General features: G+C 74.2%; 22 protein-coding genes. 11 read left to right on the top strand and 11 right to left on the bottom strand.

The window, feature by feature from the left end:
- Nucleotides 1–47 precede the first annotated feature (47 nt).
- Both ACA511_RS35790 and ACA511_RS35785 read left to right on the top strand, forming a co-directional pair.
- Nucleotides 48–1358, top strand: coding sequence for a glycosyltransferase family 4 protein (locus ACA511_RS35790; RefSeq protein ID WP_375029150.1), 1311 nt, complete (start codon nucleotides 48–50; stop codon nucleotides 1356–1358).
- Between the two features lie 36 nt (nucleotides 1359–1394).
- Nucleotides 1395–3113 (top strand): GAF domain-containing protein, encoded by a 1719-nt coding sequence (locus ACA511_RS35785; protein WP_375029149.1) that lies wholly within the window; start codon nucleotides 1395–1397, stop codon nucleotides 3111–3113.
- A 57-nt stretch (nucleotides 3114–3170) separates the two neighbouring features.
- On the opposite strand, the gene ACA511_RS35780 is transcribed toward ACA511_RS35785, so the two are convergent.
- Genes ACA511_RS35780 through ACA511_RS35770 form a run of 3 tightly spaced genes read right to left on the bottom strand, consistent with a single transcriptional unit; the run spans nucleotide 3171 to nucleotide 5618 of the window.
- The gene (locus tag ACA511_RS35780) at nucleotides 3171–3680 is read right to left on the bottom strand and encodes a DUF664 domain-containing protein (protein ID WP_375029148.1); all 510 of its coding nucleotides are present in this window, start codon (nucleotides 3678–3680) and stop codon (nucleotides 3171–3173) included.
- A 10-nt stretch (nucleotides 3681–3690) separates the two neighbouring features.
- On the bottom strand, nucleotides 3691–4965 hold the full coding sequence (locus ACA511_RS35775; protein ID WP_375029147.1) for a sensor histidine kinase: 1275 nt from the start codon (nucleotides 4963–4965) through the stop codon (nucleotides 3691–3693).
- Nucleotides 4962–5618: a response regulator transcription factor gene (locus tag ACA511_RS35770; protein ID WP_375029146.1), complete on the bottom strand. Its 657-nt coding sequence runs from the start codon at nucleotides 5616–5618 to the stop codon at nucleotides 4962–4964. Before ACA511_RS35770 ends, ACA511_RS35775 begins: the two co-directional genes overlap by 4 nt.
- Nucleotides 5619–5784: 166 nt before the next feature.
- On the opposite strand from ACA511_RS35770, the gene ACA511_RS35765 reads away from it, so the two are divergent.
- The 4 genes from ACA511_RS35765 to ACA511_RS35750 are packed head-to-tail and all read left to right on the top strand — an operon-like array spanning nucleotide 5785 to nucleotide 9309.
- The gene (locus tag ACA511_RS35765; RefSeq protein WP_375029145.1) at nucleotides 5785–6324 is read left to right on the top strand and encodes a hypothetical protein; all 540 of its coding nucleotides are present in this window, start codon (nucleotides 5785–5787) and stop codon (nucleotides 6322–6324) included.
- The gene (locus ACA511_RS35760; RefSeq protein ID WP_375029144.1) at nucleotides 6324–7367 is read left to right on the top strand and encodes an efflux RND transporter periplasmic adaptor subunit; all 1044 of its coding nucleotides are present in this window, start codon (nucleotides 6324–6326) and stop codon (nucleotides 7365–7367) included. Before ACA511_RS35765 ends, ACA511_RS35760 begins: the two co-directional genes overlap by 1 nt.
- Entirely contained in the window at nucleotides 7364–8110 is a 747-nt protein-coding gene (locus tag ACA511_RS35755) for an ABC transporter ATP-binding protein (RefSeq protein WP_375029143.1), read from the top strand. The genes ACA511_RS35760 and ACA511_RS35755 overlap by 4 nt, the downstream gene beginning before the upstream one ends.
- Complete coding sequence (locus ACA511_RS35750) at nucleotides 8107–9309, top strand: ABC transporter permease (protein ID WP_375029142.1); 1203 nt, start codon at nucleotides 8107–8109, stop codon at nucleotides 9307–9309. Before ACA511_RS35755 ends, ACA511_RS35750 begins: the two co-directional genes overlap by 4 nt.
- Here the strand turns inward: ACA511_RS35750 and ACA511_RS35745 are convergent, their stop codons facing one another.
- The 3 genes from ACA511_RS35745 to xylB form a co-directional block, all read right to left on the bottom strand.
- A complete protein-coding gene (locus tag ACA511_RS35745) occupies nucleotides 9310–9510 on the bottom strand; it encodes a hypothetical protein (protein WP_375029141.1) in 201 nt (66 codons plus the stop codon).
- A gap of 284 nt (nucleotides 9511–9794) precedes the next feature.
- On the bottom strand, nucleotides 9795–10952 hold the full coding sequence (xylA, locus tag ACA511_RS35740) for a xylose isomerase (protein ID WP_375029140.1): 1158 nt from the start codon (nucleotides 10950–10952) through the stop codon (nucleotides 9795–9797).
- A 10-nt stretch (nucleotides 10953–10962) separates the two neighbouring features.
- Nucleotides 10963–12345: a xylulokinase gene (gene xylB, locus ACA511_RS35735; protein WP_375029139.1), complete on the bottom strand. Its 1383-nt coding sequence runs from the start codon at nucleotides 12343–12345 to the stop codon at nucleotides 10963–10965.
- A gap of 88 nt (nucleotides 12346–12433) precedes the next feature.
- Between xylB and ACA511_RS35730 the strand changes: the two genes are divergently transcribed.
- Nucleotides 12434–13639 (top strand): ROK family protein, encoded by a 1206-nt coding sequence (locus ACA511_RS35730; RefSeq protein WP_375029138.1) that lies wholly within the window; start codon nucleotides 12434–12436, stop codon nucleotides 13637–13639.
- Here ACA511_RS35730 and ACA511_RS35725 read toward each other — a convergent pair.
- The 3 genes from ACA511_RS35725 to ACA511_RS35715 are packed head-to-tail and all read right to left on the bottom strand — an operon-like array spanning nucleotide 13636 to nucleotide 18547.
- Nucleotides 13636–15174, bottom strand: a complete 1539-nt coding sequence (locus ACA511_RS35725) for a glycoside hydrolase family 43 protein (RefSeq protein ID WP_375029137.1) — start codon at nucleotides 15172–15174, stop codon at nucleotides 13636–13638. The two genes, ACA511_RS35730 and ACA511_RS35725, sit on opposite strands and share 4 nt — an antisense overlap.
- The gene (locus tag ACA511_RS35720; protein WP_375029136.1) at nucleotides 15171–17504 is read right to left on the bottom strand and encodes a glycoside hydrolase family 3 N-terminal domain-containing protein; all 2334 of its coding nucleotides are present in this window, start codon (nucleotides 17502–17504) and stop codon (nucleotides 15171–15173) included. The genes ACA511_RS35725 and ACA511_RS35720 overlap by 4 nt, the downstream gene beginning before the upstream one ends.
- Complete coding sequence (locus ACA511_RS35715; RefSeq protein ID WP_375029180.1) at nucleotides 17501–18547, bottom strand: LacI family DNA-binding transcriptional regulator; 1047 nt, start codon at nucleotides 18545–18547, stop codon at nucleotides 17501–17503. Before ACA511_RS35715 ends, ACA511_RS35720 begins: the two co-directional genes overlap by 4 nt.
- A gap of 270 nt (nucleotides 18548–18817) precedes the next feature.
- Between ACA511_RS35715 and ACA511_RS35710 the strand changes: the two genes are divergently transcribed.
- The 4 genes from ACA511_RS35710 to ACA511_RS35695 all read left to right on the top strand — a co-directional run bounded on the left by ACA511_RS35710 (nucleotide 18818) and on the right by ACA511_RS35695 (nucleotide 23175).
- Nucleotides 18818–20113, top strand: coding sequence for an extracellular solute-binding protein (locus tag ACA511_RS35710; protein WP_375029135.1), 1296 nt, complete (start codon nucleotides 18818–18820; stop codon nucleotides 20111–20113).
- Nucleotides 20110–21102 (top strand): carbohydrate ABC transporter permease, encoded by a 993-nt coding sequence (locus ACA511_RS35705; RefSeq protein WP_375029134.1) that lies wholly within the window; start codon nucleotides 20110–20112, stop codon nucleotides 21100–21102. Before ACA511_RS35710 ends, ACA511_RS35705 begins: the two co-directional genes overlap by 4 nt.
- Nucleotides 21099–21926 carry a carbohydrate ABC transporter permease gene (locus ACA511_RS35700; protein ID WP_375029133.1) on the top strand — a complete coding sequence of 276 codons (828 nt, stop codon included), beginning with the start codon at nucleotides 21099–21101 and terminating at the stop codon, nucleotides 21924–21926. The genes ACA511_RS35705 and ACA511_RS35700 overlap by 4 nt, the downstream gene beginning before the upstream one ends.
- Before the next feature lie 172 nt (nucleotides 21927–22098).
- Complete coding sequence (locus ACA511_RS35695; protein WP_375029132.1) at nucleotides 22099–23175, top strand: lytic polysaccharide monooxygenase; 1077 nt, start codon at nucleotides 22099–22101, stop codon at nucleotides 23173–23175.
- A gap of 184 nt (nucleotides 23176–23359) precedes the next feature.
- Here the strand turns inward: ACA511_RS35695 and ACA511_RS35690 are convergent, their stop codons facing one another.
- The gene (locus tag ACA511_RS35690) at nucleotides 23360–25099 is read right to left on the bottom strand and encodes a glycoside hydrolase family 6 protein (RefSeq protein WP_375029131.1); all 1740 of its coding nucleotides are present in this window, start codon (nucleotides 25097–25099) and stop codon (nucleotides 23360–23362) included.
- A gap of 44 nt (nucleotides 25100–25143) precedes the next feature.
- Nucleotides 25144–26646 (bottom strand): cellulase family glycosylhydrolase, encoded by a 1503-nt coding sequence (locus ACA511_RS35685; protein WP_375029130.1) that lies wholly within the window; start codon nucleotides 26644–26646, stop codon nucleotides 25144–25146.
- Nucleotides 26647–26696 lie beyond the last annotated feature (50 nt).

Here is a 26696-nt window from a genome sequence, read left to right as displayed (position 1 = left end):
CCGGTCGGGAAGGTGGCGGGACACGGCCGCCTGCGATCGGGGACCCGGTGAACGAGCCAGCACGTCCGCTGCGACTGCGCCGCCGCGTCCGGCGCGGGGCGCACCGTGCCCTGCGCCGCGCGGCCCTCTGGACGCTGCGCCCGCTGCGTCCGCGGCGGGTCCGGCCGGGGGGCGACCGGCTCCGCGTCCGGATCCTCCTGCAGAACGCGCACGGGACCGGCGGCACGATCCGCACGGTGCTCAACCTGTGCGGGCATCTGGCCCGCGACCACGACGTCGAGGTCGTCAGCGCGCTGAGGCGGAGCAGGAAGCCGTTCTTCCCGGTGCCGCCCGGCGTCACGGTGACCTACGCGGACGACCGCTTCGCGCCCAAGGGCCGGCCGGCCCGCCTCCTGGCCCGGCTGCCGAGCCTCCTGGTCCCGGCCGACGAGGCGTCGTTCCGGCACATGAGCCTCTGGACGGACGTCCGCCTCCTGCGCGCCCTGTACGGGGCGCCGGCCGACGTCCTCATCGCGACGCGGCCGTCCCTCGTCCTGCTGGCCGCGGAGCTCGCCCCGCGCGGCGTCGCCACGATCGGGCAGGACCACATGAGCTTCGGCTCCTACACGCCGGCCCTCCGGCGGCGGATCGCCCGCGCGTACCGGCGGCTCACCGTCCTCGCGACGCTCACCGAGGCCGCCCGCGCCGACTACGAGCGGGTGCTCGCCGGCTCCGGCGTCCGCGTCGTCGCCATCCCGAACGCGGCGCCGCCGCTCCCGGGGCCGCCGTCCGGCCGCGAGCACGCGGTGGTGCTCGCCGCCGGGCGGCTCGTCCGCACCAAGGGCTTCGACCTCCTCCTGCGCGCCTATGCGCCGATCGCCGCCGAGCACCCCGGCTGGACCCTGCGCATCTTCGGCTCCGGGGCGCGGCGGGACCGGCTCCGCGCGCTGATCGGCGACCTCGGCCTCACCGGCCGGGTCGAGCTGCGCGGCAGGACCCCCGACCTGCCGGCCGAGATGCGCCGCGCGTCGGTCTACGTCCTGTCGTCGCGCCGCGAGGGCATGCCGATGGTCGTCATCGAGGCCATGGGCATGGGCCTGCCGGTCGTGGCGTTCGACTGCCCGCACGGCCCCGCCGAGCTGATCACCTCCGGCGAGGACGGGCTGCTCGTCCCCGCCGGCGACGTCGACGCGCTCACCGCGGCGCTCCGCAAGCTGATCGGCGACCCCGGCCTGCGCGACCGCCTGGGCGACCGGGCGCTGCGGTCCGCGCGCCGGCACGGTCTGGACCACATCGGCCCGCGCTGGTCGCGCCTCGTCGCCGAGGCCGGGAGCGGCGGCGTTCCGGGCGGGCGGCCGGGGCCGCTGCGGCGACCCTGATTCTGACCTCGGCGACATGATGGGAATACTGGCGGTGTGAGTGAGGAGTCTGGCTCCGGGGCGGATCGCGCGCGGCTCGTCCTGCCGGAGCTGAAGCTGGACGACCTGCTGGCCGAGCTCCAGTCGCGGCTGGAGACCGCCCGCGCCACCCGCGACCGCGTCCACGCGCTGCTGGAGGCCGTCGTCTCGATCGGCGGCGAGCTGGAGCTGGAGACGGTCCTGCGGCGCATCGCCGAGGCCGCCGCCACCCTGGTCGACGCGCGGTACGCCGCCCTCGGCGTCATCGGCGAGGAGGGCGAGCGGCTCGTCCGGTTCGTCACGACCGGGGTGGGCGAGGAGGAGATCGAGGCGATCGGGCACTGGCCGCACGGGCACGGGATCCTCGGGCTGCTGATCCGCGAGCCGCGCCCGCTGCGGCTGCCGGATCTCACCGCGCACCCCGACTCGTTCGGGTTCCCGGCGAACCACCCGCCGATGCGGACGTTCCTCGGGGTGCCGATCCGGGTGCGGGACGAGGTGTTCGGCAACCTCTACCTGACCGAGAAGGCCGGCGGCGGCCCGTTCGAGGAGGAGGACGAGGTCGTGGTGACCGCGCTCGCCACCGCGGCGGGCGTCGCCATCGAGAACGCCCGGCTGTACGAGGAGACGCGGCGCCGGGAGCGGTGGCTGGAGGCGTCCGCGGAGATCTCCACCGCGCTGCTGTCGGGCACCGGCACCGGCGAGGTCCTCGATCTCGTCGCGCGGCGCGCCGGGCAGATCGCCGACGCCCGGCTGAGCAGCGTGACGCTGGTGGACGAGACGGGCCGGGAGGCCGTGCTGGCGGCGGCCGACGGCGAGGGCGCCGACCGCCTGCGCGGGACGCGGCTCCCGCTGGAGCGCTCGGTGGCGGGGAAGGTCTTCGCCGAGGGCGCGGCGCTGCGGCTGGCCGACGGCGCGGCGGCGGTGCGGGAGGGCGGCGCGCCGGCGGAGGTGCCCGTCGGGCCGCTGCTGGTGGTGCCGCTCGGCACCGGCGCGTCCGCGCGCGGGGCGATCACCGTGATGAACCCGCCGGACGGCGCGGTGTTCAGCGACGGGACCCGGCGGCTGCTGGAGGCGTTCGCGGGGCAGGCGGCGGTCGCCCTGGAGCTGGCCGACCGGCGCCGCGACACCGAGCGGTTGGCGCTGCTGGAGGACCGCGACCGGATCGCCAAGGACCTGCACGACACCGTCATCCAGCGGCTGTTCGCGACCGCGATGACGCTGATGGCCGCCATCAAGATCACCCAGAAGCGGGAGGTCGCGACGCGGGTGCAGCGCGCCGTGGACGACCTGGACGACACCATCCGGCAGATCCGCTCCACCATCTTCGCGCTGCAGGCCCCGCCCGACGAGGAGTCGCTGCGCAGCCGGGTGCACGCGCTGGTCGACGCCGCCGCCGAGCGGCTCGGGTTCGCGCCGTCCGTGCGGCTCGCCGGGCTGCTGGACACCGCGGTCGGCGACGCGGTCGGCGAGGAGCTCCTCGCGGTCGTCCAGGAGGCGCTGTCGAACGTGGCCCGGCACGCCCGCGCGTCGGAGGCCGCCGTGGTCATCGACGTCGGCGACGACCTCACCCTGCGGGTCGAGGACGACGGCGTCGGCGTCCCCGAGGGCGGCCGCCGCAGCGGCCTGCGCAACCTGCGCGAGCGCGCCGAGGACCACGGCGGCTCCTTCGGCGTCCGCGCCCGGCCCGGCGGCGGCACCGTCCTGGTCTGGCGCGTCCCGCTCAACGACGCGTGACGGGCCCGTGTGACGGGCCCGTGTGACGGGCCCGTGTGACGGGCCCGTGTGACGGGTTCAGTCCCGGTCGACCAGGCCGCGGACGTAGGCGGCCTGACCGGCGTGCTGGAGGTCGTCGGAGAGCACGCTGACCAGCCGGACGGCGAGCGTGACCGGCGGATCCCACGTGCGGTCCACGACGCGCTCCAGGTCGGCGTCGGTCAGCGCGGACACGTACTCGACCGTCCGGTCGTGCACGGCGTCGTGGTAGCCGGTCAGCAGGTCCGCCGACTCCACCCGGACCGCCGCGACCTCGTCGTAGCCGTGCCCGTACCCGGTGTCGGACGGGTCCAGGGGCAGGGCGAACCGGTCGGCCCAGCCGTCCTCGATCCACACCTGGCCGGTGCCCGCGGCGTCGGCGACGTGGTCGTCCTGCACGCGGGTGAGGTGCCAGACGAGCCATGCGATCGAGTTGCCCCCCGCGGCGGGCCGGTGGGCGAGCCGCCGCGCGGTGAGGCCGCCGGCCGCCGCGTGGACGACCTCCTGGATCCTGCCGAACCCGTCGGTGAGCAGTTGCGCACTGGTCATTGGACGGACGCTACCCCGATCGGGCCGGATCTCTCAGCCCGGCCGGGGCGTGTCCGCCGCCGGGCACGCGGGAGGGCAGCCGGACCGTCACGGTGAGGCCGCCGCCCGGACGCGGGGCCGCCGTCACCGTGCCGCCGTGCGCGGTCGCCGTCGCCCGGACGATCGACAGGCCCAGCCCGGCGCCCCGGTCGGACCGCACCCGGTCGTTGCCGAGCCGCCGGAACGGCTCGAAGATCGTCTCGACCTCGTAGCCGGGGACGACCGGCCCGGTGTTGGTGACGGCGATCTCCGCCCAGCCGTCCCGGCCGCGGGTGGCGACCGCCAGGTCGCCGCCGTCGTGGTTGTGCCGGATCGCGTTCTCGACGAGGTTCTGCACCAGCCGCTCGACGAGCACGGGGTCGCCGGAGGTGAGCGCCGGGCCGAGCCGCCGGTCGGTGCGGACGCCGCGGGCCCGGACCTCGGGCGCGGACTGCTCCAGGACGTGGCCCGCGACCTCCGCGAGGTCGAGCGGCGCCGCGTCCACGACGACGTTCTCGGTGCCCGCGAGGGTGAGCAGGCCGTCGATGAGCCGCTCGTGCCGCCCGTTCACCACCAGCAGCGACTCGCCGAGCCGCTTGACGTCGTCGGTGGCGTCCGGGCGGCGCACCGCCACGTCGACGAGCGTCCGGTTGATGGCGAGCGGGGTGCGCAGCTCGTGCGAGGCGTTCGCGACGAACCGCTGCTGCCCGTCGAACGCCCGCGCCAGCCGGCCGAGCATGGTGTCGAAGGTGTCGGCCAGCTCCTTGACGTCGTCGCGCGGCCCCTCGTAGGCGATCCGCTCGGTGAGATCCTGGCCGCGCGCCACCCGCCGCGCCGTCTCGGTGATGGCGTGGACGGGACGCAGCGCCCGGTCGGCGAGCAGCCAGCCGAAGCCGAGCCCGGCCGCGGCCACCAGCCCGAGCGCGACGCCGCCCTGGGTGAGCAGGGCGTTCAGCGTCTCCCGCTGGTAGTCCCGCCGGCCCGCGACCAGCACCTTCTGGACGTCGACCTGCGCGGGCCCGCCGCCGATCACGGTGCTCGGCGCGGGGCCCGGCGCGGTGGTCGGCGCGGTGCCCGGCGGGAGCTCGAACTTGGAGCTGAACACCCGGTCCCCGGCGGGCGGGTCCGCCTGCCGCTGCAGGTTGTTCTGCACCAGCAGGTACGTCAGGCCCAGCAGGACGATGCCCGCGCACACGAACAGGCCGGTGTAGAGCAGCGTGAGCCGCATCCGGATCGTCGGCCGCAGCCGCTCGGCGAAGTGCGTCATGGAATCCGGTACCCCACTCCCGGGACGGTCTCGATGACCGGGGGGTCGCCGAGCTTGCGGCGCAGCTTCATCAGCGTCACCCGGACGGTGTTGGTGAACGGGTCGGTGTGCTCGTCCCACACCTTCTCCAGCAGCCGCTCGGCGGACACGATCGTCCCCTCCGCGCGCAGCAGCTCGGCGAGCAGCCCGAACTCCTTGCGCGCCAGCCGCACGTACCGGCCGTCCCGGTACACCTCCCCGCGGGACGCGTCGAGCCGGATCCCGGCGCGCTCCAGCGCGGGCGGCGCCGCCGGGCGGGCCCGCCGGCCGAGCGCCTGGATCCGCGCCACCAGCTCCTCGAACGCGAACGGCTTGGTCAGGTAGTCGTCCGCGCCGAGGCGCAGCCCGGCGACCCTGGCCGGGACGGCGACGGCGGCGGTGAGCATCAGCACCCGGACGAGCGCGCCGGACTCCACGACCGCGCGGCACACGTCGTCGCCGTGCACGACGGGCAGGTCCCGGTCCAGGACGAGCACGTCGTAGTCGTTCACGCCGAGGCGCTCCAGCGCGGCGTCCCCGTCGTAGACGACGTCCACGGCGAGGGCCTCGGCCCGGAGCCCCTCGGCGATCGAATCGGCGAGCATCCGCTCGTCCTCGGCGATCAGTACCCGCACGTCTGCCGTCCCCCGTCCGCCCCGACTCTGCTGCCGCCCCAGCTTGGGGGAGCGGGCGTAACGCCGGCATAACGCGATCCGGTTACGCCGGGGTTACCGGCCCGCCGCTGTACTTGCCGTCGCCGCCGGCGCTCCGTCCGGCGGAAGCGACCAAGGAGAACGACCGATGCGACGACAGACGCTCGCGGCGCTGGCGCTCGTCCCGTGCCTCGCCTTCGGGGCGGCGGCCTGCGGGGGCGCCGGCGGCGCCAAGGCGGGGGCCACCGCCAAGGCGGCCGGCGACGACGAGAAGATGCGCCAGTTCGCCCAGTGCATGCGCAAGAACGGGGTGGACATGCCGGACCCGAAGGACGGCAAGGTCGAGATCCGGGCGTCCGGCAAGCCGGGCGAGGGCGCCGGCCCGAAGGGCGGCGGCGAGATCGAGGCGGCCCAGAAGAAGTGCGCCCACCTGATGCCGAACGGGGGCAGGCCGGAGAAGCCCAAACAGGAGGAGCTGGCCCAGATGCGCGCGTTCTCCAAGTGCATGCGCGACCACGGCGTCGCCAAGTTCCCCGACCCGAAGCCCGACGGCAGGATGCTGCTCAAGGCCGGTCCCGGCACCGGGCTGAACCCGGAGAGCGCGGAGTTCAAGGCCGCGCAGAAGGCGTGCGACAAGCTCGCGCCGGGCGGCGGGAAGGGCCCGTCCACCACGAAGGGCAAGGACTAGTGGCGAGGACGCGCACCATCGTCCTCGGCGCGGCCGGGGCGGTCGTGGTCGGCGGCGCGGGGCTCGCGACCGCCGGCCTCGGCGGCGGCGGCGACCCCGCCGCCGCGCACAGCACGCTCCCCCCGGCGACGGCGGCGATCGAGCGGACCGCCCTCGTCGAGACCCAGGACGTCGACGGGACGCTCGGCTACGGCCGCACGCACACCGTCGCCGGCGCGGGCCGCGGCACCGTCACCTGGCTGGCCGGGCCCGGCGCCGTGGTCTCCAGAGGCCGGCCGGTGTACCGGGTCGACGACAGGCCGGTGCCGCTGCTGTACGGGAGGCTGCCGCTGTACCGGACCCTCTCCGCGGGGAAGGAGGGCGCCGACGTCGAGCAGCTCGAACGCAACCTCCGCGCCCTGGGCTACACCGGGTTCACCGTGGACGAGACCTACGGCGCCGCCACCGCCGCGGCAGTGAAGCGCTGGCAGGACGACCTCGGCGTCGAGGAGACCGGCCGGATCGAGCCGGGCGCGGCCGTCGTCGCGTCCGGCCGGATCAGGGTGGCAGAGCGCAAGGCCCACGTCGGCGACCGGATCGGCGGCGCCGTCCTCACCTGCACCGGCACGACCCGCGTCGTGACCGTCGATCTGGACGTGCAGTACCAGCGGCTCGTCCGGAAGGGGGCCGGGGTGGAGGTCGAGCTGCCGTCCGGCGACACCGTCAAGGGCCGGGTCGCCTCGGTCGGGAAGGTCGCCGAAGAGGGCAGGGAGGGGGAGCCGGCGACCGTCGAGGTCGAGATCTCGGTCACGCCGCGCAAGTCGCTCGGCTCCTATGACAAGGCGCCCGTCACGGTGAGCCTCACCGCGAACCGGCACTCCGACGTCTTGGCCGTGCCGATCGGCGCGCTGCTCGCCCAGGGCGACGGCGGCTACGCCGTCCAGGTCGTCGAGAACGGGCGGGTCCGCACGGTCCCGGTGGAGACCGGCGTGTTCACCGAGGGCAAGGTCGAGATCTCTGGATCCGGCCTGAGCGAAGGCATGAAGGTCGGGGTGCCAACATGAGCGGCGAAGCGCCCAGAGGGGTGCCGGGGGCCGACCCCCAACAGCAGAGGGCGGGGACGGCCGTCGTGGAACTGCGCGACGTCACCAAGACCTATCCGGGCGGGGTGACCGCGCTGGACGGGGTGTCGCTGACGGTGGAGCAGCGTGAGCTGGTCGCGATCGTCGGGCCGTCCGGGTCCGGGAAGTCGACGATGCTGCACCTGCTCGGCACGCTCGACCGGCCGAGCGCCGGCACCGTGCTCGTGCAGGGCACGGACGTGTCGCGGCTGCCGGACCGGCGGCTGTCGGCGCTGCGCGCCCGCCGGATCGGCTTCGTCTTCCAGCAGTTCCACCTGGCCGCGGGCGTGAGCGCGCTCGACAACGTCGCGGACGGGCTCCTGTACGGGGGCGTGCCGCTCGCGCAGCGGCGCCGCCGGGCCCGCCGCGCCCTGGAGCGCGTCGGGCTCGGGCACCGCCTCGGGCACCGGCCGCACCAGCTGTCCGGCGGGGAGCGGCAGCGGGTGGCGATCGCCCGCGCGGTGGTCGGCGAGCCCGCGCTGCTGCTCGCGGACGAGCCGACCGGCGCGCTGGACTCGGCGTCGGGCGCGGCCGTCCTGGATCTGCTGCGGGAGCTGTCCGGCGGCGGCACGACCGTCGTGCTGATCACGCACGACCGGGACATCGCCGCGCTGCTGCCCCGCCAGGTGCGGATGCGCGACGGCCGGGTCGTCCACGACGGCGCGCGGGCGGAGGCCGCGACATGACCCCGACCACCGGTGGAGCGCCGGCCCGGCTCGGCCCCCGCGACGTGTTCCGCGTCGGCGCGGCCGGACTGCGGTCCCGCCCGATGCGGGTGTTCCTGTCGGCCCTCGGCATCGCGATCGGCATCGCCGCGATGATCGGCGTGGTCGGCATCTCGACGTCCAGCCGTGCCCAGCTCCAGGCCACCCTGGACCGGCTCGGCACCAACCTCCTCACGGTCGGGCCCGGCAAGGACTTCTTCGGCGAGGACGCGAAGCTGCCGGAGGAGTCGGTCGGCATGGTGGCGCGGATGGCGGACGTCGAGTCGGCGTCGGCGACCGGGAAGCTGGAGGACGCCAACGTCTACCGCAACGACCGCATCCCGGAGGGGGAGAACGGCGGCATCGCCGTCCTCGCCGCCCGCCTCGACCTGCCGAAGACGGTGGGCCTCAGGATGGCCGCCGGATCGTGGCTGAACGCGGGCACGGCGAAGTACCCGGCCGTGGTCCTCGGGTCGGACACGGCCGACCGGCTCGGCGTCGCGGCGCCGGACGTCCAGGTGTGGCTGGGCGCGCAGTGGTTCACCGTCGTCGGCGTCCTCGAACCGAACGAGCTGGTTCCCGAGGTGGACTCCAGCGCCCTCGTCGGCTGGGACGCCGCCGTCGCCCACCTGGGCTTCGACGGCCACCCCACCACCGTCTACGCCCGCGCCCGCAAGGACGCGGTGGAGAGGGCGGCGAACCTGCTCGCCGCGACCGCGAATCCGCAGGCCCCGACGGGGGTGGAGGTCAGCCGCCCGTCCGACGCGCTGGCCGCGCAGAACGCCACGGACGAGGCGTTCACCGGCCTGCTCCTCGGGCTCGGCGGGGTCGCGCTGCTGGTCGGCGGCGTCGGCGTCGCCAACACGATGGTGATCTCGGTTCTGGAGCGCCGCGCCGAGATCGGGCTGCGCCGCTCCCTCGGCGCCACCCGCGGCCAGATCAGGCTCCAGTTCCTCACCGAGTCGCAGCTGCTGGCCGCGCTCGGCGGCGTCGGCGGCGTGGCAATCGGCATCGTCGTGACCGCGGTGTTCGCGGTGACGCAGGGCTGGCCGACGGTCGTCCCGGTGTGGGCGATGGGCGGCGGGATCGCCGCGACCCTCCTCATCGGCGGCGTCGCGGGACTCTACCCGGCCGTCCGCGCGGCGCGCCTCGCCCCGACCGAGGCGCTGGCCGCGCCGTAGTCAGCGGAAGTCGCCGATCCGCCGCAGCCGGCGGGTGCGGTAGGCGCCGGTCGGCGGGACGAGGCGGGCGACGAACGAGGGGAACCGGTCGACGTCCTGGCGCCACTGCTCCAGGACGTCGACCGGGGCGCCGGTGCCCTCCAGCAGGGCCGCGGCCGCCGCCGGCCCCCCGCCCCGGAAGCAGGCCCGACCGCTGATCACCCTCTACGGCGCCACCCTCTGAACACATCGATCCCGGGACAGGACCTCAGCCATCACACACGGGCAGGCACGCGGAGCGAGCGCAAGCGAGCGCAGCGGGCCTGCCCGCCGACGCAGGCGACCGCAGCGACGCCACGCACGCCCGCACGGGCAGGACAGACCGCAACAGCGGCGTGAGGATCGCCTGCGTCGCAACGGGGGTTCCAGGGGGTCGCCCCCCTGGGCAACACGCCCCCCTGGGCAACACGCCCCCCTGGGCAACACGCCCCCCTGGGTAAACACTCCTATCTCACGCCGTAGAGGTGTTCCAGGGCGAGCTGGTCGAGGTGTTCGAAGGCGGTGCGGCGGGCGCCGAGGGTCTCGGCGTCGGCGGTGGCGTCGCGGACGGAGCGCCAGTCCTCGCCGTCGGCGAGGGTGGGCTGGGCGAGTTCGGCGACCTTGGCCTGGCGGAGGGCGTCCTGGACGTCGGGGTCGGCGCGGAAGGCGCGGACCTTCTCGCGCAGGATCAGCCAGTTGCGCATGCACGCCGCCGCCGATTCCCACACGCCCTTGTCGTCCTCGGTGCGCGGGGGCTTGAAGTCGAAGTGGATCGGGCCGCTGTAGTCGCTGTTCTCGATGAGGTCGACGACCCAGAACGCGCCGCGCGCGTTGCCGGCGCCGAAGCGGAGGTCCTGGTCGTAGCGGGGGCCGTGCTGGCCGTTCAGGTCGATGTGGAAGAGCTTGCCCTGCCACAGGGCCTGGGCGAGGCCGTGCGCGTAGTTCAGTCCGGCCATCTCCTCGTGCCCGACCTCGGGGTTGAGGCCGACGTTGTCGGCGTACTCCAGGGTCTGGATGAAGGCGAGGGCGTGCCCGATGGTGGGGAGCAGGATGTCGCCGCGCGGCTCGTTCGGCTTCGGCTCGATGGCGAAGCGCAGGTCGTAGCCTTGGTCGGCGACGTAGGCGCCGAGGACGTCGAACGCCTCCTTGTAGCGGTCCAGGGCGGCGCGGACGTCCTTGGCGGCGCCGGACTCGGCGCCCTCCCGGCCGCCCCAGCACACGTAGGTCTGCGCGCCGAGCTCGGCGGCGAGGTCGAGGTTGTCCATGACCTTGCGGAGGGCGAACCGGCGGACGTCGCGGTCGTTGGCGGTGAACGCGCCGTCCTTGAAGACGGGGTGGCCGAACAGGTTGGTGGTGGCGGTGGTGACGGCGAGGCCCGTCTCGTCGAGGGCCTTGCGGAACGCGCCTATCTTCTCCTGCCGCTCGGCGGGCGTGGCGTCGAAGTCGAACACGTCGTTGTCGTGGAAGTTCACGCCGTAGGCGCCGATCCCGGCGAGTTCGCGGACGGCGCGGTCGGCGGGCATCGGCGGCCGGGTGCCGGGGCCGAACACGTCGACGCCCTGCCAGCCGACCGTCCAGATGCCGAACGAGAACCGGTCCTCGGGCGTGGGCGTGTAGTCGCTCATGGGTTCCTCCTCAGATCTCCGGTGCGGAGTCGCGCAGTGCCGCGTAGCGTTCGCGGACGTCCGCCGCGGTGCGGTCGCTGGTGTGCTCGGTGGCGGGCGGCGCCGGCCACGCGGGCGGCTCGGGCGTTCCGGCGAGCGCCCAGGCCGCCTGGCGGGCGGCGCCGAGCGCGACGTACTCGGCGGGTTCGGGCACGGTCACCGGCGTCCCGAAGATCGCGGGGGCGAGGGCGCGGACGGCCGCGGAGCGCGCGCCGCCGCCGATCAGGAGGGTGCGGCGCGGCCGGGCGCCCTGCGCGGCGAGGTGGTCGACGGCGTCGGCGAGCGAGCACAGCAGCGCCTCCACCGCCGCCCGCGCGATGTTCTCCCGGGTCGCGTTCGCGGTGGTCAGCCCCGCGAGGACGCCGGTCGCGCGCGGACGGTCGGGGGTGCGTTCGCCGTCGAGGTAGGGGAGCAGCGCCACGCCGCCGGCGCCGGGGGCGGCGGCGAGCGCGAGCGCGGACAGCTCGTCCAGCGTGGCGCCGGTCATCGCGGCGGCGGCCGACAGGACGCGCGCGGCGTTCAGGGTGCAGACGAGCGGCAGGAACCGGCCGGTCGCGTCGGCGAATCCGGCGACCAGCCCGGAGGCGTCGGCGGCGGGCTCGCCGGAGACCGCGAACGCGGTGCCGGACGTGCCGATCGAGACGACCACGTCGCCGGGCCGCAGCCCGAGGCCGAGGGCGGCGCCCATGTTGTCGCCGGTGCCGGGGCCGAGCGCCGCGCCCCAGGCCGTCTCGCCGACGCGCTCGCCGGGGGCGGCGACGCGCGGGGTCTCGGCGTCGTGGCCGAGCGCGGCGCGCAGCAGGTCGGGCAGGTAGGCGCCGGACGCGGGGGACCAGTAGCCGGTGCCGGACGCGTCGCCCCGGTCGGTGACCGGTTCCGGTGCGCCGAGCCGCGTCGTCAGCCAGTCGTGCGGCAGCAGCACGCGTTCGGTGCGCCGGGCGTTGCCGGGTTCGTTCTCGGCCATCCAGCGCAGTTTGGCGACGGTGAAGGAGGCGACGGGCACGCTGCCGGTCCGTTCGGCCCACGCCGTGGCGCCGCCGAGTTCGTCGACGAGCGCGCGGGCCTGCGGCGCCGAGCGCGTGTCGTTCCACAGCAGGGCGGGCCGGACGACGTCGCCCGCGCCGTCGAGCGCGATCATGCCGTGCTGCTGGGCGGCGACGGCGACGGCGTCGGCGCGCTCCAGCAGTTCGCGGGCCTGGGAGAGCGCGTCCCACCAGTGGCCGGGGTGGCATTCGGTGCCGCCCGGATGCGGCGCGGACGCCTCGGCGACCACGGCGCCGTCCTCGGCGCGGCACAGTACGACCTTCGTCGACTGCGTGGAGGAGTCGACGCCCGCGACCAGGTTCCCGGCCATCTCGCCCCTTTCGTAAAGAGCTTGGACTAATTAACGTAGCAGAGGGCTTCCGCCCTGCCTATAGCCGCGCTTCATTTAGGGTTCATTCATGACAAAGTCCGCGAACGCCCCCGTCCGGCACGCGACGATGCGCGAGCGGAACCTCGCCGTCGTCCTGGAGCACGTGGCCCGGCACCAGCCCGTGACCAGGGCGCGGCTCGCCGAGCTGACCGGCTTCACCAAGACCACCGTCTCCAACCTCGTCGCCCTGCTGGAAGGGGCCGGGCTCGTCCGGGACGGCGCGCCCGTCCACGAGGGGGAGCGCGGACGTCCCGGCGTGGGCGTGTCCGTCCGCGGCGACGGCGCCGCGGGGCTCGGCCTGGAGGTCAACGTCGACTACCTCGCCGCCTGCGTCGTCGACCTCGCCCGCCAGGTCCGCTACCGGCACGTGATCAGCTCGGACAACCGGGGGCGGGAGCCGGGCGCCGTCCTTGCCGCCCTCTCCGCGCTCGCGGCCGAGGCGGTCGCGGCCGCGACCGGGCAGGGCCTCGCCGTCGCCGGCGCCGCGGTCGCCCTGCCCGGCCTGCTCGACCGCGAGGACGGCGTGGTGCGGCACGCCCCGAACCTCGGCTGGACCGACGTGCCCGTCACCGGCGCGCCCGGCGTCGCGGCAGCGCTGCCCGCCGAGTACGACAACGAGGCCAACCTCGCCGCGCTCGGCGAGCTGTGGTTCGGCGGCGGCGCGCGCCTCGGCGACTTCGTGCACGTGTCGGGCGAGATCGGGATCGGCGCCGGCATCGTCGTCGACGGCCGCGTGTTCCGCGGCGCGCACGGCTTCGCCGGGGAGCTCGGGCATCTCACCGCCGAGCCGTCCGGCCCGGCCTGCTCCTGCGGCGGGCGCGGCTGCCTGGAGCAGATCGCCGGCCAGGAGGCGATCCTGCGCGCGGCCGGGCTGTCGGCGACGCGCCCGGCCGGCGGGCCGGAGGGCTCGGTCGGCCGGCTCACCGAGCGGCTCGCCGCCGGCGACCCGGCCGCCCTGGACGCGGTGGACCGCGCGGGCCGGGCCCTCGGCGCCGCCCTCGCCTCGGTCGTCAACCTGATCGACCCGGACGCCATCGTGCTCGGCGGGGTCTTCTCCCCGCTGGCCGCCTGGATCCGGCCCCCGCTGGAGGCCGTTCTCGCCGCCGGCTCCGGCTCGCTCCGGTGCGGCGCGCCGCCGGTGGAGGTCTCCGGCCTCGCCGAGGGCGCCGCCGTGCTCGGCGCGGCCGGGCTCGTCGTGGAGCGCGTGATCGCCGACCCCGCCCTCCTGCTCTAGGGGCCCGCCGCTTCGAGGGGGGTGTACTCGAACCAGGCGAAGTCGGCGTGGTTCGTGCTCGTCCGCCCGCCGGACGTGGCGTACGGGCCGATGTAGACGCCGGTGAAGCCGCCCGCGACCTGGCTGGTGAGGAGGTCGCCGTCCACGGGGTCGCCGAGCGGCGCCCACGTCCCCGGCTCCGCCGCGCAGGACGCCTGGTACCAGCGCCCGTGCGCCTCGAAGCCGAGACCGACGCGCCCGGGGACGGGCGGCGCCTCGGCGAGCACCGTCTCGACGCCCTGCTCGCGCTTGACGAGGAGCACGCCCCGGCTCGTCGACACCAGCAGGACGTGGAAGTCGTTGTTCTGGACGAGCGCGAGCCCCGCCCACTCCTCGTCCACGGGCGTGAAGTCCAGCGCGGTGAAGGCGGCGAAGTCGTGGTGCTGCTGGCGCCGCCCCACGAACGACGGGTTGGCCACGTCCGCGAGGCTCTCCGGGCGGACGCGCAGCCGCAGGTGCCCGGGGCGCTCGTCCAGGCTCCACCAGCGCTCCCGGGGAGGCCGCAGCATGTTCCACACCGGGCCCAGCTCGGGCCCGTCGAAGGACTCGCGGGCCGGCACGGCGGGCCAGGGATGCGGCGGGAGCGACGGAACCGGATGGCTCGGCTCCACCCGCCCGCCGGTGACCGGCCAGCCGTCCTCCCAGGCGAGCGGGGTCAGGAACGTCTCCCGCCCGAGGACGCAGCGGTCGCCGCGGTGCGGGCGCATCGCGAGCAGCACCATCCACCATTCGCCGTCCGGCGTCTCCACCAGGTCGGCGTGCCCGGTCCCGACGATGGGGTGGCCGGACCCGAAGGTGCGGTGGGTCAGCACGGGATTGCGCGGGCTCCCCTCGTACGGGCCGGTCACGGCGTCGGCCCGCGCGATCATGACGGCGTGGTCGAGCGCCGTGCCGCCCTCGGCGGTCAGCAGGTGGTACCGCCCGCCGATCTTGTAGAGGTGGGAGCCCTCCGACCAGATCGCGCCCTTGACCGCGCCGTCCCAGATCACGTGCTCCGGCCCGGTCAGCGCCAGGGCCGCCGCGTCGAACTCGCGGAGCCAGATCTCGGTGTGCCCCTCGTAGCGCCCGGTCAGCCGGGTGCCGGTGCACCAGGCGCGGCCGTCGTCGTCGAAGAACAGGGACGGGTCGATTCCGTCGCCGTCCAGCCGGTGCGCGTCCGACCACGGCCCGGCCGGATCGGACGCGGTCATCACGAAATGGCCCGACCAGTCCGTCCCGTCCACGAGCGTGCACACGAGGTAGAAGGCGCCGTCGCGGTGGCGCAGGGTCGGCGCGTACAGGCCGCCCGACGCGGGCGCCCCGTCCAGCGGCAGCTGGTCCGGCCGGTCGAGCGCGTGCCCGAGCGGCCGCCAGTGCACGAGGTCGCGGCTGTGGAACACCGGCAGCCCGGGGAACCACTCGAACGTGGACGTCACCAGGTAGTAGTCGTCCGCGACCCGGCAGACCGACGGGTCGGGGTGGAAGCCCGGCAGCACCGGATTCCGGAACCGCGTCATAGCGGGGTCACCTCCACGGGCACGGTCAGGACCCGGTCCGGGCCCGGCTCCCGGACGGGGCCGTCCAGCGTGAACGAGCCGTGCAGGGGCAGGTCGGCGCTCGACCGCCCCACCGCGACCTCGACCACGCCGGGCTCGACGACGCGGCGCAGGCCGGGCCCGGTGAACGAGGTCCGGTCGGCGTGCACCTCGAAATCGATGCGGGCCGCCTCGCCGGGCTCCAGCCGGACCCGGGCCCAGCCGGCGAGCCAGCGGGCGGGCCGCACCACCGACGCGACCGGGTCGGACAGGTACAGCTGCGCGACCTCCGTGCCCGCGCGGTCCCCGGTGTTGCGGACGACGGCGCTGACCGTGACCGCCCCGTCGGTGGCGGCGCGCCCGCCGGCGTCCAGGGCCTCGTACTCGAACGTCGTCCAGGTCAGGCCGTGCCCGAACGGGTACAGCGGGACGGGGTCGACGGTGCTCCAGTCGTGCCCGCCGTCCATCGGCGACCGCAGGTAGGTGGTGGGCGGGCCGGACGCGCGGCGCGGCACGCTGATCGGCATCCGCCCGGACGGGTCCACCCGCCCGGCCAGGACGCCGGCGACCGCGGGGCCGCCCTCCTCGCCGGGGAAGAACGCCTGCACCACGGCGGCGGCCCGGTCGGCGATGCCCTCGATCGCGTAGGGGCGCCCGGTCAGCATCACGACGACCGTCGGCGTGCCGGTGTCCAGGACGGCGCGGGCCAGCTCGGCCTGCCGGCCCGGCAGCGCGAGCGTCTCGGTGTCGCAGCCCTCCCCGGACGTGCCGCGGCCGAACAGCCCGGCCCGGTCGCCGAGCACCAGCACGCACACCTCGGCGTCCCGGGCGGCCGCGGCGGCGGCCTCGATGTCGGCGTCGTCGGCGACGAGCACGTCCTCCGAGCCCGCGACCCGGACGCCGGGCAGCTCCGCGCGCAGCGCGTCCGCCACCGCCGGGATCTCCACGCCGAGCGGCAGCCCGGGATGCTGGCGGCCGACGTGGCTCGGGAACGTGTAGCAGCCCATCATCGCGAACGGGTCCTCGGCGAGCGGCCCCGCCACGACGACCCCGTCGCCGGAGCGCAGCGGCAGCACCCCGTCGTTGGACAGCAGGACGACCGACTCCTCGGCCAGCCGCCGCGCGAGCGCGCGGTGCCCGGGCGGGTCGAAGTCGAGCGCCGCGCCGTCCCCGCCGCCGGGCGCGCCGCCGGGCGCGCCGTCCAGGAGGCCGAGCTCGGCCTTCATCGCCAGCACCCGGCCGGCGGCCCGGTCCAGCAGCTCCTCCGAGACGGCGCCCGACCGGACCAGCTCCAGCAGCGGCTCGCCGTAGCAGCGGACGGTCGGCAGCTCCACGTCGACCCCGGCGCGCAGCGCGAGGGCGCCCGCCTCGCCCCGCGACCCGGCGACCCGGTGCCGGGTCTCCAGGAACGAGATGCCGAAGTAGTCGGCGACGACGGTGCCGGTGAAGCCCAGCTCGTCGCGCAGCAGCCCGGTCAGCAGCCGCTCGTCGGCCGCGGCGGGCATCCCGTCCACGTCGGTGTAGGAGTGCATGACCGAGCGGGCGCCGCCCTCGCGCAGCGCCATGACGAACGGTTCGGCGATGACGTCGGCGAACTCGCGCGGCCCGATCGGGGTGGGCGCCATGTTGCGGCCGGCGCGGGAGGCGGAGTAGCCGGCGAAGTGCTTCAGCGTCGTGACGATCCCGGCCCGCTCCATCGCCCCGACGTAGGCCGTGCCGAGGACCCCGACGAGGTACGGGTCCTCGCCGATGCACTCCTCCGTCCGGCCCCAGCGCGCGTCGCGGACGACGTCCAGCACGGGCGCGAGGCCCTGGTGGACGCCCGCCGCCCGCATGCTCGCCCCGATCGCGGACGCCATCTCGGCGACGAGCCCGGGATCGAAGGTGGCGCCCCACGCGGGCGGGCTGGGGAACACGGTGGCGCCCCACGTCATGAAGCCGTTGAGGCACTCCTCGTGCGCGATCGCCGGGATGCCGAACCGGTTCCCGGCGGCGACCCGGCGCTGCAGCTCGCGGAGCCGGGCGGCGCCCTCGGCGGCCGGGACGGGAGCGGTCCCGAACACGCGGGTGAGCTGGCCGAGGCCCCGGCCGAGGACCTCGTCCAGGGACGGCGCGCTCTCGTGCGAGTCGTCCTCCATCGGGGCCACGGGCTCGCCCGGTTCGGCGGGCATCGCCCAGAACCCGGCGAGCTGCCCCGCCTTCTCCTCCGGTGTCATCCGGGCCAGCAGATCGGCGACCCGCTCGGCGACCGGGGACCCGCGGTCCCGCCAGGGCTCGCGGGTCGCGCTCTCGGCCGGGGCGGCTTCGGTCATCGTTCCTCCGGGTGGGCCGACGGGATGGGGGGCGGGGGTGCGGTGGACGCGCGGACACGCAGGTCGGTGGCCAGTTCCACGCGCGGGGTCAGCGGCGGCCGGCCGTCGAGCAGCTGCAGCAGGGTGCGGGCCGCGACGCGGCCCATCTCCTCCAGCGGCTGCCGGACGGTCGTCAGCGGTGGCGAGAGCCACTCGCAGGTGGGCAGGTCGTCGAAGCCGACGACGCTGAGGTCCTCGGGGATGCGCAGCCCGGCGAGCCGTGCCGCCTGGTAGGCGCCCATGGCCTGCTCGTCGCTGCCGGCGAAGACCGCGGTCGGCGGCTCGGGCAGCTCCAGCAGCTCGCGGGTGCGGGCGAACCCGCCCCGGTGGTGGAAGTCGCCGTACCGGACGAGGTCCTTGTCGACCTCGATCCCGGCGCGCTCCAGCGCCGTCCGGTAGCCGTCCACCCGGGCCTGGGTGCAGAGCATGTCGGCCGGGCCGCCGACCATCGCGATGCGGCGGTGGCCGAGCCCGATCAGGTGCTCGGTGGCGGCCATCCCGCCGGCCCAGTTGGTGGCGCCGACGCTGGCGATCTCGGCGTCCGGCAGGTTCACCGGGTCGACCAGGACGAGCGCGACGCCGGCCCGCTCCAGCTGCTCGCGCTGGCGGCGCGTCATCCGGGACGTCACCAGGATGACGCCGTCGCTGTGGTGCAGGGCGGGCAGGTTCTGCCAGCTGGGCGGCCGGGCGTCGTCCTCGCGCACGAGCGAGACGACGACGCCGGTGCCGTGCTCGGCGCACTCGGCCTCCACGCCGCGCAGGATCTCGACCGCCCACGGGCTGTCCAGGCCGGCCAGGACCAGGTCGATCAGGCCGGACCTGCGGGCCCTGCGGGAGCCGCCCGGACCCGGGTAGTTGTGGGTGCGCAGCAGCGCCTCCACGCGCTCGCGGGTCGCGGCCGCCACGTCGGTCCGGCCGTTGAGGACCTTGGACACCGTGGCGGGGGACACCCCGGCCTCGGACGCGATCAGTGCCAGGGTCGGCTTGGACGGCGGATCCGGCATCTCGTCGGTGGTGCGCACGGGCACGCTTCACTCCTCCCCGAGGAAACGATTGCGAACAGTATCGCAATGTTTCGCTCGCTCCTAGCCCCGAGTTTGCCTTCTCAACATTTCATTTAGGTCAACAGCCCTCGAAGGGTTGACCCTGGAGTGGCCCTTTCTTAGAGTTCCACGGCAACGGCAAGCTCGAAGAGTTTCGAAAAGCTTTCGAAGCGGGGCGGTCCCGGTTCCGTCCCTCCCCGGCCAAGCCCACCCCCGATCCAGGAGGCCATCATGGGCATCCCACACCTGTCGCGCCGTTCGTTCCTGACCGCAGTCTCCGCGGGCGCCGTGGTGGTCACCGCCGCACCCCTCCTCGCCGCCTGCGGCGACGGCGACTCGGGGGGCGGCGGCAAGGTCACCATCGAGTGGATGGACATCGCGACCACCGAGCCGTCCAAGACGCTCTATCCGCAGATCGCGAAGGCGTACGAGGCCGCGCACCCGAACGTCCAGGTCAAGCTCACCAACCTGGAGAACGAGGCGTTCAAGTCGAAGATGACGGCGCTCACCGCCTCCGGCAAGCTGCCGGACGTCTTCGTCACCTGGGGCGGCGGCGTCCTCAAGCAGCAGATCGACGCGGGCCTGGTCAAGGACGTCACCTCCGACGCCTCCGGGGTGCTGGGGACCATGACCCCCGTCTCCCAGAAGCCGTACCAGTTCGACGGCAAGACCTACGCCGTCCCGTACGACATGGGCGGCGTGGGCTTCTGGTACAACAAGGCGCTCTTCGAGAAGGCCGGGATCAAGGACACCCCCAAGACCTGGACGGAGTACCTCGACGCCGTCCGCAAGCTCAAGTCCGCCGGGGTCACCCCGATCGCGCTCGCCGGCAAGGACAAGTGGCCCGGCCACTACTACTGGGCCTACCTCGCGATGCGCATCGGCGGCATGCCCGCGATGGAGCAGGCGCAGAAGAGCAACGACTTCGGCGGGGCCGGCTTCGTCGGCGCGGGCGAGAAGCTCAAGGAGCTCGCCGACCTGCAGCCCTTCCAGCAGGGCTTCCAGAACGCCGGATTCGACACCCCCGGCGGGCAGGCCGCCACCATGGGCGCCGGCAAGGCCGGCATGTCGCTGATGGGGCAGTGGGCGCCCGCCGTGCAGAAGGACGCCTCCGGCAAGGACCTCGGCGACGACCTCGGCTGGTTCCCCTTCCCGAGCGTGGAGGGCGGCCAGGGCCAGGCGACCGACGTGTTCGGCGGCGGCAACGGGCACGCGCTCAGCAAGGACGCGCCCAAGGAGGCCGCCGACTTCCTCGCCTTCCTGATGAACCAGGAGAACGAGAGGAAGCTCGTGTCCTCGGGCGCGTTCATGCCGGTCGTCAAGGGCGCCGAGAGCGAACTCGACCCGAACCGCAAGCTGGTCGCCGACGCGCTGAACGCCTCCACCGGGTTCCAGCTCTACCTCGACCAGGCGTTCCCGCCCGCCGTCGGCCAGGAGGTCAACGACGGCGTCGCGTCGCTCATCGGGGGCAAGAAGACGCCCCAGCAGGTCACGGAGTCGGTCACCAAGGTGGCCAAGAGCCAATGACGCTCTCCGCCACGACCGATGACCGGCCGCGGCACGCCGCAGGGGCCCCGCGCGGGCGGGGCCCCAAGGCGCCGGTCTGGGCGCGGCTGCGCGGCTGGACGTCCACCACCTGGTTCATGCTCCCGGCGCTGCTGCTGTTCTTCTTCTTCGTCCTGATCCCGATCTTCGTCGCGTTCTACACCAGCTTCTTCCGCTGGGGCGGCTTCGGCGCGCCCGAGGACTTCGTCGGCCTCGGCAACTACCGCAAGCTCGCCGACGACCCGGTGTTCCGCGGCGACCTGTGGCGCGGCCTGCTGCTTGTCGTGTTCTCCGTCGCCGTCCAGCTGCCGGTGGCGCTCGGCACCGCCGTGCTGCTGAACCAGAAGATGCGCGGCCGGGCGGTGTACCGGGCGATCTTCTTCGCGCCCTACATCCTGTCCGAGGTGATCGCCGGCGTCCTGTTCGGGATCATCTTCCTGCCGGGCAGCGGGCTCGCCGACAGCCTCGTCGGGGACCTGCCGCTGATCGGCGGCCTCGCCGGCAAGTGGTTCTCCGACCCCGGCACCGCGCTGCCCACCCTGTTCGCCGTCATGACGTGGAAGTACTTCGGCTTCCACATGATGATCTACCTCGCCGGGCTGCAGGGCATCCCGTCGGAGGTGCTGGAGGCCGCCTCGATCGACGGGGCCGGCCCGTGGCGGCGGTTCCGCAGCGTCACGCTGCCGCTGCTCGGCCCCACCCTGCGGATCAGCGTGTTCCTGTCCGTCATCGGCTCGATCCAGCTGTTCGACCTCGTGTGGGTCACCACGACGGGCGGGCCGACGCATTCCACGGAGACGATGGCCGTCACCATGTTCCAGTTCGGCTTCAAGCGCTACCAGATGGGCTACGCGGGCGCGATCAGCGTGGCCATGTTCCTCATCAGCATGGTCTTCTCCCTCCTCTACCAGCGCTACGCGCTGCGCCGCGACCTGCAGGGCGCGGTCACCTCCGCGGGAGGCCGCCGATGAGGGCGGCCGCCGCGCGGAGCCTGTCCCGGCACACGCTCGTGTGGGTGCTCGGCTCCTTCATCGTCGTCCCGCTGCTGTACGCGGTCGTGTCCGGCTTCAAGACCACCGGCGACCTCACCACGGACCCGCTGGGGCTGCCGAGCCCGTGGAAGGTCTCCAACTACACCGGCATCCTGTCGTCCGGCGACTTCTGGCGGCAGATCCTCAACAGCGTGATGATCGCTGTCGCCACCACGCTGATCACCGTCGCGGTGTCGGCGCTGGCGGCGTTCGCGTTCGCCCGCTACGCGTTCCGCGGCCGCGAGTTCTTCTTCACGCTGTTCGCGGCGGGGCTGATGTTCCCGCCCGCGGTGGCGGTGCTGCCGCTGTTCGTCCTGCTGCGCTCGTTCGGGCTGCTGGACAACCCGCTCGGCATCGTCCTGCCGCAGGCCGCGTTCGCGCTGCCCATCACGATCATCATCCTGCGGTCGTTCTTCCGGACGATCCCCGCGGAGCTGGAGGAGGCCGCCATCATGGACGGCTGCACCCGGCTCGGGTTCTTCTGGCGCATCCTGCTGCCGATGGCGCGGCCCGCCCTCGGCACCGTGTCGGTCCTCGCCATCGTGACGAGCTGGAACAACTTCTTCCTGCCGCTGCTGGTGCTCGCCGACCCCAAATGGCAGACGATCCCCGTCGGCATCCAGCAGTTCCAGGGGCAGTACTCGACGAACTACGCGCTCGTCATCGCCTACATCGTGCTGGCGATGGTGCCCGCGATCGCCTTCTACGCCGTCGCCGAGCGCCAGCTGATCGGAGGTCTCACGGCCGGCGCCACGAAGGGCTGAGCACCCGCCGCGAGGACGGCCCGGACGACCCCGTCCGGGCCGTGCCGCCCCGTCCCGTCCACCCCGGCCCCGGAGCGCCGGTGAAAGGGTGAAAGCACCGTTCCCGGGCCCGCCGATGCGGAGCTAGCGTCCGCTTTGACAGGACTCTCCTCGGCTCGTGGACGGGAGGACGATGGGAAGGCGAAGACGAAGGGCGCTGATGGCGGGCGCGGTGCTCGGCCCCGCCATGCTGGCCGGCGCGCTGCTGACGGCGGCGCCGGCGTCGGCGCACGGCGCGATGATGGTGCCGGGCAGCCGCACGTACCTGTGCTGGAAGGACGGGCTGGCCCCGAACGGGCAGATCGTCCCGCACAACCCGGCGTGCGCGGCGGCGGTGGCGCAGAGCGGCGCGAACTCGCTCTACAACTGGTTCGCCGTGCTCCGCTCGGACGGCGCGGGCCGCACCCGCGGCTTCATCCCCGACGGGGAGCTGTGCAGCGGCGGCGCGGTCGTGTACGACTTCGGCGGCTACGACCTGGCCCGCGACGACTGGCCGGTCACGCACCTGACGTCCGGCGGCCAGATCGAGTTCCGGTACAACAAGTGGGCGGCCCACCCGGGCACGTTCCGCACCTACGTCACCAAGGACACCTGGAGCCCGACCCGCCCGCTCAGCTGGGACGACCTGGAGGACGAGCCGTTCTACAGCGTCACCGACCCGCCGAGCGTCGGGTCCCCCGGCAACGAGGACGCCTACTACCACTGGAACGCCGCGCTCCCGTCCGGCAAGAGCGGCCGCCACATCATCTACACCGTGTGGCAGCGCTCGGACAGCAACGAGACGTTCTACGGCTGCTCCGACGTCGTGTTCGACGGCGGCGACGGCGAGGTGACGGGCGTGGGCGAGGGCGGCGGGGACCCGACCGATCCGCCCACCGACCCCACGGACCCGCCCGGGACGCCCGGCAAGGTCTGCACCGCCGAATACCACTCCACCAACAGCTGGGGCGGCGGCTACCAGGGCGAGGTCGAGGTCACCAACACCGGGACGCTCCCCCTCGCCGGCTGGACGGCCCACTTCACCTTCGCCAACGGCGAGACGGTCGGCAGCCTCTGGAACGGCGTCTACACGCAGTCCGGGCCGGACGTCACGGTCGGGAACGCGAGCTGGAACGGCGCGCTGGCCGTCGGCGCCTCGACCACCTTCGGGTTCACGGCGAACGCGCCCGGCACGGCGACCGACCTGGACCCGCACTGCATGACCTCCTGAAAAGACAAGGACACGGCCCGCGGCGTCCGACAGGGCACGCCGCGGGCCGCCCCCTTCCCGTTCCCGTTGACCTGCGGCGTGTTGTTGTTATCCGGCGGCTCATAACAACAACACGCCGCAGGTCGACGGGACGGGAGAGGCCCCGTGACCGGGAGCGGGTCACGGGGCCTTTCCTTGTGGGGGGTTACTGGACGGGCGGGTTGGCGTTGCGCAGCAGTTCCTGGAACTGCGCGGAGAACCAGTGCCCGGACAGCGGCGCGTCGGCCAGGGCGCCGCTCATGTGGTTGTTGTTGCGCGGGTTGCCGGTGTACGTGGGGTCGCACATCCGGTCGAAGCCCTTGCCCTCGTCGTTGGGGATCTCCGAGCTCGCCCCGTCCGACTCGCCCGGAGGCTTGATCCAGACGTAGGCGTCGATGCCCGTCGCGGGCGCGGCCTTCGGGCGCTCGCCGAGCCCGGCGCCGGCCTGGTTGCACCAGTTGCCGAGGTGGATGCGGCGGTCGGTGCGGCCGCCGTCGACGTAGGCGTTCACGTCCGTCTGCGGGCCGGGCCCGGTCGGCCGCCCGGAGCCGCCCCAGCCGTTGCGGCTCGTGTCGATGAGCATGCCGATGCCCGCGTCGAAGCCGTCGCCGATGAGCTCCTGGCGGAACGCCTGGGCGTAGGACTGCTCGTCCACGTAGCGGTTCCAGTCCACCCACGAGGACTGGCGGACGGACGTCCCGTTCACCGAGTCGCCGATGGCGAAGTAGGGCTCCTTCAGCGCCCCGTAGTTGGCCGTGTTGGTGATGAAGCCCGCGACGTTGCTCTTCGAGCCGGACATGTCGGCGGTGTCGGCGAGCAGCTGCGCGGACGGGCCGAGGTTGTCGTCCCAGCCGAGCCAGCCGTGGTGGCCGATGTCGATGTAGTTGTAGACGTTCGACAGGGCGCCGAGCTTCTGCAGCGCGTAGGCGACGCCCTTCTCGTAGTTGCCGTTCGCCTTCATGACGTCGCAGTTCGCGGTGGCGGTCGGCCGGCCGCCCGCGTTGGTGATGAGGTTCGGCAGCGAGTCGATCTCGACGACCGTCACGATGCGCAGGCCGGCGTACTTCGGGTCGCCGGCGATCTCGGCGATCGGGTCGATGAACTCCGACTTGTACCGGTCGAGCTCCGTCGGGCCGAGCTCGCCGTTGGACGCCAGCGCGGAGCAGTCGCGTCCGGGCAGGTCGTAGACGACGAGCTGGATCACCCCGGCGCCCTGGCCGAGCGCCTCGTCGAGGTGGTCGCGCAGGCCCATCCCGCCGTTCACGCCCTCGATCGCGGCGATCCGGTCCAGCCACACGCCGGTCGGCTGGTTCGCGACCGCGCCGCCGCCGGGCTCGGCGGCGGCCTTGGCCGACCATTCGGGGTTCACGTAGACCTCGGCCCCGGCGTAGGGGTTGTCGACGCGGTCACCGGCCGGCGGGTCCGTCGGCGGGTCGGTCGGGTCGGTGGGCGGGTCGGTCGGCTCTCCGGTCGACCCGTCGCACACGGTGCCGTTCAGCGTGAACCGGGACGGGGCCTGGTTGCTTCCGGAGTAGGTGCCCTGGAAACCGGGGGTGACCGACGCGTTCGCGGCGAGCGTCCCGCCCCAGCCGGGGTTCTTCACGGTGACGTGCTTCCCGGACTGGGCGAACGTGCCGTTCCAGCCGTTGGTCACCTGCTGGTCGCCGGCGAAGTCCCACTCCAGCGTCCAGGAGCTCAGGGCGTCGCCCAGGTTGGTGACCTTCACGTCGGCGGTGAAGCCGGTGCCCCAGTCGTTGGCGGTGTACTCGACGGTGCAGCCGGCGGCCGCGCTGGCCTGGGCCTGGGCCAGCGCGACCGCGCCTGAGGCGAGCAGGACGGCCGCCGCGCCGGCGGCCGCGCCGCGGCGCCGGGCGCCGGGCCTCCTGCGCGCAGGGGGGTGCTTCATGCGGGTTTCCTCTCTGGTGGGGGCGGACGTGGTGCCGGTGGTGGTCAGGGGGCGGACCGCAGGTGGTCACGGAGCCCCGCTCCGTACGCGGTCGGTGTGCCGTCGTAGGAGCTGATCAGGGAGGGGCCGCCGGCGCAGTCCCAGGTGTTCCAGGTCCAGCCGAGGTAGGACGCGCCGTGCCCGTCCAGCCAGGACATCAGCGTGTCGACGTAGGAGTGGCCGCAGGTGTTCTCGCCGATCTCGCCGGCGACGAGCGGCACCTCCGCGGCGACGGGAGCGAGCTGCCGGTCCCAGCAGGCGGCGTCCTCGCAGAAGTTGAAGTTGTAGGAGTGCCAGGCGGCCGCGAGGTTCCCGGCCGGGTCGGCGGGCCGCTGCGCGAGCCACTGGCCGAGGTCGTTGGAGTAGCTGTTGCCGGCCGCCAGCACGACGTTCTGGGCGCCGGTGGCGCGGACGGCGTCGAGGAGGTCCTGCATCCCGGCGGCCTCGTAGGTGAGACCGGGGCAGTCCGGGCCGCCGTCGCGCCAGCACTTCCACGACTGGCCGTAGTCCATGACCTGGAGGTTGTTCGGGTACGGCTCGTTGAACAGGTCGAACACGACGGCGGTGTCGTCCTTGTACGCGGCGGCCACCTGCGACCAGAACTCGGGCGCGTATTCGGCGTCCGGCATCGGCTTCTGGCATTCGGCGGCGGCCGTATCGCAATGGTTGTCATTGCCGGTCCACAGGCCGTGGCTCCAGTGCAGTTCCACAATGGGCGTGATGCCGTTCTCCTCGAGCAGGCCCACGTAGTTCTTCACCGCGTTCTGGTACGCGGCGCCGCGATAGGCCGGATCGACGTTGTCCAGCCCCAGCCAGCAGTCGGAATTGAGCGGCACCCGGACGGCGTTGGCGTTCCAGTCCTTGATCGCCGCGACCGACGCCGCGTCCATCGGGCCGTCCCAGACGCCGTTGCCCTGGACGCAGGCGAACTCGCCGCCGGACCGGTTCACCCCGCGCAGCCGCACGGCCGCGCCGGCCGCGTCGACGAACGTGTTGCCGGAGACCTTCAGCTTCGGCGCCGTCCCGTCGGACGGGGGAGTGGTCGGCGGGGTCGTCGGGGTCTCGGTCGGCTCCGTGCCGCCGTTGCACGCCGTCCCGTTCAGCGTGAAGCCGGTCGGGTCGGCGTTCGCGCCGCTGTAGGCGAACCGGGCTCCGGCCTGGACCGCGGCGCCCGTCGCGAGGGAGCCGTTCCAGCTCTCGTTGACGACGGTCACGGTCGTGCCGGACTGCGACCACCGGCCGTTCCAGCCGTTGGCCAGCCGCTGGTTCCCGGTGTAGGAGTACGTCAGGGTCCAGCCGCCGACCGCGGGGCCGCGGTTGGTGATCGTGACGGCGGCCGTGAAGCCCGTGCCCCAGTCGGCGGCGGTGTAGCCGACCTGGCAGGCGACGGCGGCGCCGGCGGCCGGCGCGCCGAACACGGCCCCGGTGGCGGCGACCAGCGAGGCGGCCGCGCAGACGGCGCCGGCCAGCGCGGTCACCGCGGCGGAGCGCGGGGAAGGCGATCTCATGGGATCTCCGCTTTCACGTCGGGTCTTTCAGCTTGGGAGCGCTCCCACTC

This window comes from Actinomadura sp. GTD37 (assembly GCF_041951365.1).
In the GTDB taxonomy this organism is placed as follows: domain Bacteria; phylum Actinomycetota; class Actinomycetes; order Streptosporangiales; family Streptosporangiaceae; genus Spirillospora.
The sequence above is the reverse complement of the archived record's forward strand: the minus strand, read 5'-3'. Positions and strand labels throughout refer to the sequence as shown.